We start from the raw sequence: 12,130 nt of genomic DNA on the forward strand, positions 1-12,130 counted from the left end.
TGGGCCGCATCCAGCCCCGTCCGAGCTGGACGAGGCCACCAAGGCGCTCGTCTCCGATCCGGCACGTCTTCACCGCGCCGCCCACATGAACGGCATGCGGAAGGCGACAAGTGCGGGAGATGCAGATCGCCGAACCCGGCGCCGCAGCCTCGATTTACTGTAAGATAGCCGGGACAGTGAGGATCTCGATCGGGATCTCGGTACGGCCGATCGCCTCGTGAAAGGTCTCTACATCCATGGCCTTCTCCTTCTCTACCTGGTGAGCCCTCTGGCCTGGTTGATCGTCCGTATCCGCCGCTCGGAGAGGATCTTCTCGTCGGCGTCGATCCGGACCGACTGCTGCAGCACGCGCAGCGAGGCGCGCATTGTCTCGAAGGCCTCCCGATGCGCCGGCGGCACGCGGTTGGCCGCATCCTTCTCGCCGCGCGCGATTGCATTGCGCCCGAAGCGCGTATCAAGCGCGTGGCTCACGGCCGCGAACTCCTCGCGGATCTTCGGATCGAGCGCGCCGACCATGGCGTTCAGGCCGCGGGTATTCTGCTTCGCCTCGGCGGTGAGCCTCTCCAAAGCGTCCTGCGCCGGCCGGGAGAGACCGGGGATGGCGAGCGCCATCAGCCGCCGCTCCTCGGCGATGGCTTGTCGCTGGGCCTCCGTGGCACCGGCGTAGGCTGAGCCGAGCGCACGCAGTTCCGCCGCCGCCACGGGCAGCGCGGCCGTGGCATCCCGGCGCTCGCGGCCGGTTGCAAGCAGCCGATCTACCATCCTCCCGGAGCCTCGGACTGCGCCATAGGCGTCGGGGGCGTTGGACATGGCGGCGGCGATGCGCTCCGCCGCGAAGCCTTTGACAAGGAGATCCTCCATCTTCGCGACCACAGCCGCCGGATCGCGCCAGATGCGCGATGCAATTTCCCCCAATGCGGCCCGCTGCTGCCGATAATGAGAGGCGTCCAGCGCCCGCTGCCGCGCTTCCTCCTCCGCCGGCTGACGGAACTCGGTCACAGCGGCAAGCATGGGTGGAACGGTGTTTCCGGCATCGGCACGATAGGGCGCCGGCGCGACGATGCGGGAGCGGTCCTGTCGCTCCGCCTGATGCTGCGCGTCGGCAAACCTGCGGACGGACTCGAACATGGCCTTCAGCTCCGCCCGCTTCTGCGCGTCCATGTCCTCCGGCACGCGATCGCCCATGTTTCGCTCCGCGATGGCATCCGCCTTCTCGGTGAAGGCGCTCCAGCCGAAGCGCGCGGTCAGCGCCTCGCTGACCGCCTTGATCTCCTGCACGACCGCGCGATCCTCGGCGACCAGAGCAAAGGCGGCCTTGTAGGCACCCTCCCCGCCCTGCGCGCGCACGGCCTCGATCTCACCTAGCCGCGCCGTCGCCTTTATCGACAGTGCAGGCACCGAAAACGCCATGTGTACGCGACGCTGCTCCTCGCGGATCTCGAAGGATGACGCGCTCGTCTTGAAAGCCGCGGCATGGGCCCGGGCGAGCGGAACCAGTTCCTCCGTGACGGCCTTCAGCACATCGCCGCGTTTGCGACGAGAAGCTTGTCCATCGATGAGGTGCTCGCCGCCGCGCAGGGCGCCAAGCTGCCCTGGGTCTCGCTCCAGGGCTTCTCCCAGTCCCCGCGCGCCGACCTTTGACGCCGATGCCAGATCGTGGAGCTTGATCATCGCCGCGTCCGGATCACGATAGATCCGCCCCAGCACCGGCCATAGGGCCCCTTCCCGCTCCTTCGCCGCGGGCGAGGAGAGCTGCGCCAGACGCGCGTCCTCTTGGGCCGATCGCGCGAAGCGCGTCGCCGGCGCCAACAGATAATGCCTCTCGTCGGCAGGCTCCCGGGCCGACGCTTCGATGCGCTGGTCGCTGTAGGAGACGCTGCGCTCGCGGGCAATCGCAAAGCCCAACGCGACGCTCGCCCGCTCCCACAGCTTCGCCAGCTCGTTCCGCTTTTCAGACAGCCACGCCAGCCGCCGCGCCGCCCCCTCCCCTATCCCGGATGCGGCCTCGGCGAGTTGGTCGATGCCGCGCAGCCGCGCGAAGTCACGGGCGTGGGCCTGGTACGACGGCTCGCTCTCATAGTCGAGCGTGGTGGTCTTCGCGCCGGACCGCGACAGGCGCTCCACGAGCTGCTTGAAGAGATCCGGACGATGGCTTTCCCGTTCCATGCGCGCTGTGCGGTCCTCTAAGGTTTCGACCTGCTTCGCGGTCCAGACGTTGCGCTCGACCTGGCGCTCCTCAAGCCGCTTCTCACCCGCTTCCTCGTCGATCACCGGGATCCTGACGGTGACCGTCTCGACACCGTCCTTGCGCAAGGTGACGGTGTCTCCCACGCTCACGCCGCCCTTCTCAAGCGCGGCGGGTAGGCTGACGCCCCACAGACGTTGCGTCGATCCATCATCCGCGCGAACATCGGCATAGGGGCTCGGCGCGATATCCTCGCTCTCCCGGAACTTGGCCTGGCTGATCTCGAGGAGCTCGCCGGTGACGCCTCCGGCATGATCAACACGAGGCTTGCGCCCCCACTCGCCACGCGGCTCGAAATCTTCCCAGGCCGCATAGAGGTCGGCCCGATCGCGGTGACGGCTCATCGCCACATAGGTCAGATGCTGGTCCAACGTGCCTGTGGCGAGCACGAAGGTCCGGTCCACCGTCGCGCCCTGGGCCTTGTGAATGGTGGCCGCATAGCCGTGATCGACATTGCCATAGGTGTCCTCGCCGAAGACGACCTCGCGTCCATTGTCGAGACGAACTGTGAGGAGCGTCCGGCCCCTTTCATCGGTGGTGGAGGTCACTGAGCCAAGCATGCCGTTCTTGACGTGCTGTGGTCCGAGGTGCTTCGCCCGCGGCTCCACGAACCGCGCATTCTCGAGGAAGATGATGCGGTCGCTGGCAGCGAATTCACGCGTTCCACGTTCCGTCGTGAACGTGCGATTCGCCGAAAGCGCACCGTCGTCCGCCAGCACCTTGCGCAGCGCGTCGTTGAGACGCTTCACATCCTCATTGATATGGGCGAGGACAAGCAGTTCATCCCCGCGCGGCGGCTGTCGCTCACCCTCGGCCGCCGTCTTTCCGGTGAGTGCGCGCCACGCCCCGGTCCAGTCCGTGACGATCCGGCCAATGGCATCCTCGCGCGTTGCGGCCTCGACGATATGGCCATGCTGTGCATAGGCATCGAGTGCCGTCTCGAGCTCGCCGCGCGCGAACAGCCGAGACGCATTGCGCGCCCATTCGTCCCGCTGGCGCCGCACGCCGGCAAGCTCGGCGAAGCCAATCCGTTCCGCGATCGCCCTGAAGGCCGCGCCCGCCTGGATCGGCTGGAGCTGCATCGCGTCACCGACCAGGACGACTTTCGCCTCGGCGTCCTCGACGACCTTCAGCACCCGCGCCATCTGCTGCGAGGATACCATCCCCGCCTCGTCGATGACGAAGACGTCGCCCCGTTCGAGCTGCTCACGCCCGCTGGCCCAGGCCAGCTCCCAGGACGCGAGCGTGCGCGAGGCAATGCCCGAACTGTCCTCCAAGCCCTCCGCCGCCTTGCCGGCCAGCGCCGCGCCGAGCGCACGACGCCCATTGCTTTCCCAGGCGACGCGCGCCGCAGCGAGGAGGATGGACTTGCCGGCGCCGGCAAGCCCGACAACCGCCGCGATCGCCGCATCCGACGTGACGTGACGGACCGCATCGACCTGCTCGGCATCGAGCTTGAACGGCTTTTCGGGGTTTCGTGTCTCGATGACCTCGATTGCTCCGGCGACGCGCGCTGCGGAAACACCGAAGCCATCACGCGCCGCCAGATTGAGCGCCGAGCGCGCCATGCCGTGCTCGACACGCAGCATCTCGCGCGTCGTGAAGACCGCAGGCTCCGCCGCTCTCCCCGTCTCAGGATCGAGCTTCTGCGGGCGCAGCGTGACAAGATCGGGCGAACCCATCAGCCGGGCCCGGATGTTGGCGAAGTCCTCGGGATCGTCGACATAGCGGTGGAGCGCGCGGGCGATATCACGCTCGTCGAAGGTGGACCGTTCGTTGCTGAGCTGCCGGAGGAGAAGGCCCGGATCGGTGGCAAGGCGATCGGCCATGTCCTGCCGGCGGGCGAGCTCCGCCGGCGCCAGGAACATTCGACTGCCATTGCGCACCATCGCTGCCTTCGCCGGCCCGAGATGCTTCTGAGCGATGCCGCCACGGCCCTGCTCGGCATAGGAGCGCCCGTCGAGGCGAATGTCGAAGCCGGCGAGTGCCAGATGCCGGTTCGCCGTCTCCGCCCAGGCGATCTTCCATGCCTTCATCGTCTCGCGATCGCCCGCCCACAGCCGATAGACGATCTTGCCGCTCGGCCGGTCGGGCGTGACGACGCGGAGCGGCTTCCCGTCCTCTCCGAGCACCGGCACCTTCTTCGGGCCGAAGCCGTTCTCCGCAAGAGGCCGGAGCGTCGTCATCAAATGCACGTGCGGATTGCCATCCTTGTCGTGATAGACCCAGTCGGCGACCATCCCCTTTGAGGTGAAGTGCTCCCGGACGAGCTCGCGCATCAGCGCGATGTTCTCAGCTCGGCTGAGCTCCTCCGGCAGCGCAATGATCAGCTCGCGTGCGAGCTGCGCATCCTCCCTTTTCTCGAAGGCCTCGACCGCATTCCACAGGACTTCGCTGGCGCCGGCGACGCTCTTGCCAGCGATCCTGGCCGAGAGCCAGGCCGGCGCCTCCTCCGGAAGCGCCAGCTCCTCATGCACCAGCTCGGACGCCCCGCCCTCGTAGCGGAACGTGGTGCCAGCCTTCTCGTCCATCATCTTGGTGCGGTGGCGATACGCGGCGGCCGAGACGACGCTGCGCCCGGTCCCCCGGCTGATCACCTGCGCCCTGACGAACATGATGGCCACTATCGCTTCCACCCATCCCAAGCACGTCGCGCCAGCGACGTATATTGCGCCCTCAAACAGATCGGACCGCAGGGCCGATGCCGCTTCAAACGGCCGGCCCTGCGGGGGACCGGCCGCCAGTGAGCCGTTCGGCTCACCAACAATTTAGCCTATTTAACTGATTTATATAAGTCGATATAATCGACCTATGCCGCCCTAATTTCAGGTGAGGTGAGGTCTCTCAATGCGCGTAAAATCGTCACTTTCCGAGATCGATTCCCAGATCGAGAAGCTGCGGGAACGCAGGAAAACTCTGGTCGTTAAAGCGGGCGAGCGTTTCGCCCGGGCCGCCGCGAAGGCCGGCCTGGTGGAGATGGAGATCCCCGACGATCAGCTCGACGCGATCTGCGAGGAAATCGCCGCCCGATTTCGCAAGACCGCCAAAGGCAAGGCGCCCACCGGTCCATCAGCCCCTTGAGCGGATCGATCAGGAGCTGGCCCGGCTCGAGCGACGACGCAGGGCCATTATGAGCGAAGCACGCAAGCGTGAGGCTCGGCAGAAGTTCCTGCTGGGTGGGCTGGTGGTGCGCGCGGGACTGGCTGAGGCCGATCGAGCCTTCTTGTTCGGCGCGCTGATCGAAGCGAGCGGCTTCGTGGCCGGATCCGATCACCATGAACGGCTGAAGGCGATCGGGTTGGAGGCGTTCAGACAGCGGCCCATGGAGGATCTGCAGGTGCCGGATCAAGTGGACGGGGGACGGCCATGAAGGGACGTCTGCACCCAGCGCTGCTCCTCGTCCTCGTTCCGATCGTCGTCACAGCTGCGGCTGTCTTCGTCACCAACTGGCGATGGCACGGCCTCGCCATCGGCATGTCGGGCAAGATCGCCTATTGGTTCTTGCGCGCGTCGCCGCTCCCTGCCCTGCTGTTCGGCCCCCTTGCCGGGCTCGTGACCGTCTGGGCGCAACCAATGCATCGGCGCCGGCCGATTGCCATGGTCACGCTCATCTGCTTTCTCGGGGTGGCCGGCTTCTACGCCCTGCGCGAATATGATCGCCTCGCACCCTTCGTCGAGAGCGGGGCGGTTACGTGGGACCGCGCCCTTTCCTACCTCGATGCCTTGGCCGTCGCAGGCGCCATTGTCGGATTCCTCGTCGTGGCCACGGCGGCACGGATCTCCGTCGTCGTCCTCGTACCGATCAGGCGCGCAAAGCGAGCAACCTTCGGAGACGCGGACTGGTTGCCCATGTCGGCGGCCGCGCGGCTGTTCCCCGCGGACGGCGAAGTCGTGGTCGGTGAGCGCTATCGCGTTGACCGGGAGATCATCCATGAGCTGCCATTCGACCCCGCGGACCGCTCGACCTGGGGTCAGGGCGGCCGCGCTCCGCTCCTGACCTATAAGCAGGATTTCGACAGCACCCACATGCTGTTCTTCGCGGGGTCGGGGGGCTTCAAGACCACGAGCAACGTGATCCCAACGGCGTTGCGCTATTCCGGCCCCTTGATCTGCCTCGACCCCTCGACCGAGGTCGCGCCGATGGTGCGGGAGCATCGCATGCGCGCGCTCGGTCGCGAGGTGATGGTGCTCGATCCCGTCAATTCGATCGGCGGATTCAACGTGCTCGACGGCATCGAGGCGTCGCAGAAAAAGGAGGAAGACATCGTCGGGATCGCGCACATGCTGCTGTCCGAGAGCGCACGCTTTGAATCCTCGACCGGCGCCTATTTCCAGAACCAGGCGCACAACCTTCTGACCGGCCTGCTGGCGCACGTGATGCTCTCGCCGGAATATGCCGGCCGTCGCACTCTGCGCAGCCTGCGCCAGATCGTTTCTGAGCCTGAGCCTTCGGTCCTCGCCATGCTCCGAGACATCCAGGAGCACTCGGGATCGACCTTCATTCGCGAGACACTCGGCGTCTTCACCAATATGACCGAGCAGACCTTCTCCGGCGTCTATTCCACCGCGTCGAAGGACACCCAATGGCTTTCCCTCGACAATTATGCCGCCCTGGTCTGCGGCAATGCCTTCAGGTCGCGCGACATCGTCTCCGGAAAGAAGGACGTCTTCCTGAACATCCCGGCAGCGATCCTCAGGTCCTATCCCGGGATCGGTCGGGTGATCATCGGTTCGCTGATCAACGCCATGGTGCAGGCTGATGGCGCCTTCACCTCGCGCACCCTTTTCATGCTCGATGAGGTGGATTTGCTGGGGTACATGCGGGTGCTGGAGGAGGCTCGCGATCGCGGCCGCAAGTACGGCATCACGCTGATGCTGATGTACCAGTCGGTGGGCCAACTCGAGCAGCATTTCGGGAAGGCCGGCGCGACCTCATGGATCGATGGCTGCGCCTTCGCCTCCTATGCAGCGATCAAGGCGCTCGAGACCGCTCGCAACGTCTCGGCGCAGTGCGGGGAGATGACGGTCGAGGTTCAGGGCCGATCACGCAACGTGGGCTGGAGCAGCTCGAGTAATAGCAGCCGCAACTCGGAAAGCATCAGCTTCCAACGACGGCCGCTCATCATGCCCCACGAGATCACCCAGTCGATGCGCAAGGACGAGCAAATTATCATCGTGCAGGGGCGGAGCCCCATCCGCTGCGGGCGCGCAATCTATTTCCGGCGAAGGGACATGAGCGAGCAGGCCAAGGCCAATCGTTTCGTCAAAGTGTGATCCATGGCCTGCGAACTTTTCGTCTCAGGGGATGCCTCTCAAGTCGGCGACGCGGGGTAAGAAAGGATCCGCCTCAATCACCAATAGGTGTTGAATGTATCTCAAATGAGAGACATAATGCTTTTAACATAGGAGGGTCGGAAATGGCCGCTCAAACCTCGATGCTGCACATCCGCGTCGACGACAAGCTGAAGGCCGACGCGACCGAGAAGCTGGCCAGCTTCGGCCTGACGGTTTCCGATGCCGTCCGGATTCTGCTCACGCGCGTCGTAAAAGAGGGCGCGTTGCCGGCGGGCTTGACCACGGACCCGGAAGCGCATGACGCGTGGTTTCGGGCCAAGGTGCGAGAAGCCTTGGACGACACCCGGCCATCGGTGCCGCACCGGCAGGTGATGGATGAGACACAGGCGCTGATCGATAGGAAGCGCCGTGCGAAGGCTTGAGTGGCGCGAGGACGCACGCGCCGATCTGCTGGCGATTGTCGATTTCATTTCCGACGACAACCCCGATGCCTCCCAACGGCTTAAGGATGACATAGAGGCGAAGACGTCAAAGTTGCCTGAGCATCCGAGGCTCTACCGCCCCGGCCGCGTCGACGGCACGCGGGAAATGGTCGTGCGATCAAACTACCTGATCGTGTACGCCGAGAATGCCCACGCCATCTCCATTCTGCGCGTCCTGCATGCGGCCCAGCAATGGCCGCCAGTGCCGGAGGACGAGGAGATCTGATTGCCGGAGCCCGCGCTCGACCCGAACGAGGGGCGCCGCACGCTGTCCCAGCTCAACGCGCTGCAATAGTACCGAGGCCAGGGCGGAGACTTCCGGGCGCGCCGCAACCGGGCGCCTGGAACAAGGTCCCCCCCTCGCGCTCCAGCAGTCACCCGCGCAGGTGCAGAAGGCGCTACCGCCTTCCTCGATATCGCTCGAACGGGTCCGCGGCACCGGACGGCGTCAGCCAATCGACGAAGAGCGTATAGGCGAGCGCGAACGCAACAAGCCCGATCGCGATCAGGCCGAAGGTCCAGAACGGCAATCCGTGGGCCGCTTCCGGATGAGCGGAGACCACGATCGAAACCGGGACCATGACGATCGCGGCGAGGACCATCAGCCCTGAGAAGGGCCGGAACATACACAGGACATAGAAGGCAAGATACCAGCCGCAGTAGAAGGCGGCCCGTCCGATGTACTCGAGCACGACGAAGGGCAGCGCGAGGAGCAAGGGCAGTGTTCGGCTCGCGGCTGATCGCGCGTCCGGGTCCTTGCCCGGCTTCCTCGATAATGGGCGGCGATCGATCGTCATCACTGTCGTCGCAGGTCCACGTCGTGGTGGCGCCCGTCCTTGCGGGATCGGATCCGCCCAGCGGAACAATTGGTACGCATCGGAGGATGGTCCACCAAGCGCGGACTGTCGAGAGCGCTGCCTGCCTGGCCCGTCATCAGGCCTGCAGATTGCCGATGCCAGCCGGAACGGCCGGTCGATCCGGCCGCTGCGGCTTCCCATGCAAGGAAAGAGCTGCCTCATGGCAGTTCCTCCCCGACAATGCGGCGGTCGAGTTCAGCGCTGGCGGTTTCCAGCTCGACCTCGATCTCGCGGCGCTCACCGGCATCGACGGCGTTCCGCAGTTCGGCACGCAGTTCCTCGATGTGCTGTTCCAGGGTCATCGTCATCTCCTCGATGTTTTTGTGAAAGATGACGACGGCGGTCATGGCGGGTGGGCACGGGTCAAAACCCGCGTCAGCGGCCAGCTCGCTGGCGCGCGGAGGAACCGATTTTCCTGCGCAGCGGGAAAATTGGAGGGGCCGCGCGGTTTTGAGGCGTGCCCGCCCGCCATGGCAGGCTTGGACATTCTGAGCAGACAAGGTGGGTTATCCAGGCACGCGGCAGCGGAACGTGCAGCCTGCCCTCATCCCGCCTCAGGCGGGGTGGATTGCAGTGACCGGGCGTCGAGCCGGTCCCGCGGGTTCGCCCCAGACAACGAGGCTGCATGCGCAAGGGATCGTCACGCCGCGAGGCGCGAAGACTGCGCGCAGGCTTCGTGGAGCCGGGGATCCGGCGGAGTAGAGCTCGGTCCGGCGCGCCGGATGCGCCCGAATACTCCTTTGCAGGGTGCAGATTCATACCCTGCCGATCGCTCCAACGCTTGAACCCGATGTGTCATCTGTCATACATAGAAGCGACAATTGACACACGGAGCTTGCAATGGCGATCGCGGCAAAACAGACCGTTCCCGAGGTGGCCCCGCGCGATCTGCAGAAGATCGCCGAACTGCTCGGCGGGGCCCGGGTGTTGTCGGGGCACGTCAACAGCGCCCTTGACGCCCATGAGTTGCTGCTGCGTGGCCTGCCAGCCTCTGCGCTGGATCACCTCGTGGGGCATCTGCGCGTCCTGCACAAGGCGGATTCGCTCGAGAAGGCGGTCGGCATGAGCGTGCGGACCTATCAGCGCCGGAAGGATACGCCCTCCAAGCCGCTGAGCCAGGAGCAGAGCGGCAGGGCATGGAAATTTGCGGAGATTCTTGCCAAGGCGACCGACGTTTTCGGCTCACAGGAGGAGGCCGAGCAGTGGCTGGAGCGTCCAGCGATCGGGCTCGACCAGCGCCGTCCCATCGACCTGCTCTCCACGCCCGCGGGCATCGAGCTGGTCGAGGACTATCTCGTGCGACTTGAATACGGCGTCTATGCATGACGCCGCTGCCGGGAGCGCTTGGCGGCCGTGAGCTTGTGGCATGGCGTCTCGACCAGGTGCGCTTTGCTTCCAGCTGGGACAGCGGTGAGGGCTCCTACCGGGTTGGCGGTCGATGGAACAGCAAGGGCGTTCGCGCCGTGTACTGCTCTATCGATCCCTCCACAGCGATCCTGGAGGTGGCGGTCCACAAAGGGTTCAGAGCGCTCGACACGATCCCTCATGTGATGACGGCGACAATGGTGACGGACCTCACCAGCGTGCATGTCGTCGAGCCCGCCGACGTTCCCAACCTGAACTGGCTGAGGCCCGGCATCCCGAGCGCAGGCCAGCAGGCGTTCGGCGACGATCTCCTGCACCGCCATCGCTTCGTGGTCATTCCGAGCGCCGTCTCCACGCACAGCTGGAACCTGATCTTCATGGCGAGCAGCGCTGCAGGCGCCTATGCCGTGAAGCTTCAGGAAGCTTTTGCATTGGACACACGCCTGCATCCGCCCGCGTAGGCGCCGAGGCCGCACAGTGTGCTCTCTTCTCCCGGTCGAACGGACCGGCGAGCCTAGGCCGAGGTGGCGCGAGTGTGGCCGCGGCAGAATGAGATCTCCACGACCACATCCTTCCGACGTTGGGAGGTTTGTGGCTGTCCGATCAGCATTTATACTGCCTTGCCCTTTGTGGTTAAATGAAGGTGCATCCACCCATGCGGCGGTTCAGGATTGGTGAATGGGCCTTCGATGAAGGCGCGCCGGAGCTTCAATCCGCGCTCGAGCAGGCCTATGAACGCAAGCAGCGGCCGCTCTGCCTGTGCCGGGAGACGCCCACCGCGATGTATATCGCGCGGAGCGACGGACAGTTCCTGGTCAAGCGCATGCCGCTGACGGGCCGCGATCACGACCCCTCCTGCCCGTCCTACGAACCGCCCTACGAGCTTTCGGGGCTCGGCCCCCTCATCGGCAATGCGATCCAGATCGACGAGGCGACCGGGACCGCCGTTCTCAAGCTCGATTTCTCGCTGACGAAGCGTGGCAGCCGGTCCGCGCCGGCATCCCCATCGGAGACATCCGACACGGTGCGGAACGAGGCCAGGAAGCTCTCGCTGCGCGCCGTTCTGCATTATCTCTGGGATGCCGCCGAACTGACGGAATGGACATCGCTATGGGCCGGCAAGCGCGGCTGGGGCAAGGTGCGCGCGAGCGTGATGAATGCCGCAAGAGAAATGTCCGTGCGCGGCGGTCCGCTCAGCGACATTCTGTTCGTGCCAGAGGTGTTCCACGCCGACGACAAGGCTGCGATTGCGGCGCGGCGATCGCGGGCTCTATCCGGCGCCCAGGCGCCGGGCAACGGCCCGCAAAAGCTGATGATGCTGGTCGGCGAGGTGAAGGAATTCCCTGAGGCTCGCAACGGCCGAAAGGTTGTGATCAAGCACCTGCCGGATTTCCCTCTGATGCTGGAGGAGGCGGCCTGGCGCCGGTTGAACAAGCGCTACGACCCCGAACTGGAACTCTGGGACGCGAACGAGGAGACGCACGTCGTCGCGGTCGCGACATTCGGGATTTCAAGCGCCGGCGTTCCAGCCATCAATGAGATCGCCCTGATGGTGGTGACGGAGAACTGGATTCCCTTCGAGAGCGCCCACGAGCTGCAATTGCTCTCGCGCCTGGCAGGCCTACGGCGCAAGAGTGTCAAGGGATTGCGGTTCAACCTCAGCCGGGATCAGCCGATCGTTTGCGTGACGCTCCCTGAGGGGCGCCCGTCGCCTGTCGCGATGTACATCGTCCCTGCGGGCGCCGACGAAGACTATGATCGCATGCTGGCGGAGATGATCGACGCTCGGCCCGAGATGACACCCTGGATCTGGCGCACGGCTGACGGCGACATGCCACCCATGCCCTGAGGCGTTCATCACGGGAATGAATCGGTCCCGCGGGATC

11 protein-coding genes are annotated in these 12,130 nt (G+C 65.3%); 8 read left to right on the forward strand and 3 right to left on the reverse strand.

What is annotated here, in order from left to right:
* Window positions 1-252: 252 nt before the first annotated feature.
* Window positions 253-4,869: a Ti-type conjugative transfer relaxase TraA gene (gene traA, locus EZH22_RS29140; RefSeq protein ID WP_203193766.1), complete on the reverse strand. Its 4,617-nt coding sequence runs from the start codon at window positions 4,867-4,869 to the stop codon at window positions 253-255.
* A 223-nt stretch (window positions 4,870-5,092) separates the two neighbouring features.
* Between traA and EZH22_RS29145 the strand changes: the two genes are divergently transcribed.
* From EZH22_RS29145 to EZH22_RS29165, 5 genes are all read left to right on the forward strand, one after another.
* Window positions 5,093-5,326, forward strand: a complete 234-nt coding sequence (locus tag EZH22_RS29145) for a TraC family protein (RefSeq protein ID WP_203193767.1) — start codon at window positions 5,093-5,095, stop codon at window positions 5,324-5,326.
* 49 nt (window positions 5,327-5,375) lie between these two features.
* Complete coding sequence (locus tag EZH22_RS29150; RefSeq protein WP_203193768.1) at window positions 5,376-5,615, forward strand: conjugal transfer protein TraD; 240 nt, start codon at window positions 5,376-5,378, stop codon at window positions 5,613-5,615.
* The gene (gene traG, locus EZH22_RS29155) at window positions 5,612-7,519 is read left to right on the forward strand and encodes a Ti-type conjugative transfer system protein TraG (RefSeq protein WP_203193769.1); all 1,908 of its coding nucleotides are present in this window, start codon (window positions 5,612-5,614) and stop codon (window positions 7,517-7,519) included. Before EZH22_RS29150 ends, traG begins: the two co-directional genes overlap by 4 nt.
* A gap of 143 nt (window positions 7,520-7,662) precedes the next feature.
* On the forward strand, window positions 7,663-7,962 hold the full coding sequence (relB, locus tag EZH22_RS29160; RefSeq protein WP_203193770.1) for a type II toxin-antitoxin system RelB family antitoxin: 300 nt from the start codon (window positions 7,663-7,665) through the stop codon (window positions 7,960-7,962).
* Window positions 7,949-8,248, forward strand: a complete 300-nt coding sequence (locus EZH22_RS29165; protein WP_203193771.1) for a type II toxin-antitoxin system RelE/ParE family toxin — start codon at window positions 7,949-7,951, stop codon at window positions 8,246-8,248. Before relB ends, EZH22_RS29165 begins: the two co-directional genes overlap by 14 nt.
* Window positions 8,249-8,420: 172 nt before the next feature.
* Here EZH22_RS29165 and EZH22_RS32225 read toward each other — a convergent pair whose 3' ends face one another.
* A complete protein-coding gene (locus tag EZH22_RS32225; protein ID WP_231711221.1) occupies window positions 8,421-8,819 on the reverse strand; it encodes a hypothetical protein in 399 nt (132 codons plus the stop codon).
* Between the two features lie 218 nt (window positions 8,820-9,037).
* Window positions 9,038-9,379 carry a hypothetical protein gene (locus EZH22_RS29175; RefSeq protein ID WP_203196843.1) on the reverse strand — a complete coding sequence of 114 codons (342 nt, stop codon included), beginning with the start codon at window positions 9,377-9,379 and terminating at the stop codon, window positions 9,038-9,040.
* Between the two features lie 340 nt (window positions 9,380-9,719).
* On the opposite strand from EZH22_RS29175, the gene parS reads away from it, so the two are divergent.
* The 3 genes from parS to EZH22_RS29190 all read left to right on the forward strand — a co-directional run bounded on the left by parS (window position 9,720) and on the right by EZH22_RS29190 (window position 12,093).
* Window positions 9,720-10,205: a type II RES/Xre toxin-antitoxin system antitoxin gene (parS, locus tag EZH22_RS29180; protein ID WP_203193772.1), complete on the forward strand. Its 486-nt coding sequence runs from the start codon at window positions 9,720-9,722 to the stop codon at window positions 10,203-10,205.
* Window positions 10,202-10,705: an RES family NAD+ phosphorylase gene (locus EZH22_RS29185; RefSeq protein ID WP_203193773.1), complete on the forward strand. Its 504-nt coding sequence runs from the start codon at window positions 10,202-10,204 to the stop codon at window positions 10,703-10,705. Before parS ends, EZH22_RS29185 begins: the two co-directional genes overlap by 4 nt.
* 194 nt (window positions 10,706-10,899) lie before the next feature.
* Window positions 10,900-12,093 (forward strand): DUF1173 domain-containing protein, encoded by a 1,194-nt coding sequence (locus tag EZH22_RS29190; protein WP_203193774.1) that lies wholly within the window; start codon window positions 10,900-10,902, stop codon window positions 12,091-12,093.
* The last annotated feature ends 37 nt before the right edge of the window (window positions 12,094-12,130 follow it).

The organism is Xanthobacter dioxanivorans (genome assembly GCF_016807805.1).
Classification (GTDB): domain Bacteria; phylum Pseudomonadota; class Alphaproteobacteria; order Rhizobiales; family Xanthobacteraceae; genus Xanthobacter; species Xanthobacter dioxanivorans.

What these genes read in the sequence shown, in the direction of transcription:
- traG (WP_203193769.1), top strand. Translation starts at nt 5,612, where the DNA reads ATGAAGGGACGTCTGCACCCAGCGCTGCTCCTCGTCCTCGTTCCGATC.
- EZH22_RS29190 (WP_203193774.1), top strand. Translation starts at nt 10,900, where the DNA reads ATGCGGCGGTTCAGGATTGGTGAATGGGCCTTCGATGAAGGCGCGCCG.
- EZH22_RS29145 (WP_203193767.1), top strand. Translation starts at nt 5,093, where the DNA reads ATGCGCGTAAAATCGTCACTTTCCGAGATCGATTCCCAGATCGAGAAG.
- parS (WP_203193772.1), top strand. Translation starts at nt 9,720, where the DNA reads ATGGCGATCGCGGCAAAACAGACCGTTCCCGAGGTGGCCCCGCGCGAT.
- EZH22_RS29150 (WP_203193768.1), top strand. Translation starts at nt 5,376, where the DNA reads ATGAGCGAAGCACGCAAGCGTGAGGCTCGGCAGAAGTTCCTGCTGGGT.
- relB (WP_203193770.1), top strand. Translation starts at nt 7,663, where the DNA reads ATGGCCGCTCAAACCTCGATGCTGCACATCCGCGTCGACGACAAGCTG.
- EZH22_RS32225 (WP_231711221.1), bottom strand. Translation starts at nt 8,819, where the DNA reads ATGACGATCGATCGCCGCCCATTATCGAGGAAGCCGGGCAAGGACCCG.
- EZH22_RS29185 (WP_203193773.1), top strand. Translation starts at nt 10,202, where the DNA reads ATGACGCCGCTGCCGGGAGCGCTTGGCGGCCGTGAGCTTGTGGCATGG.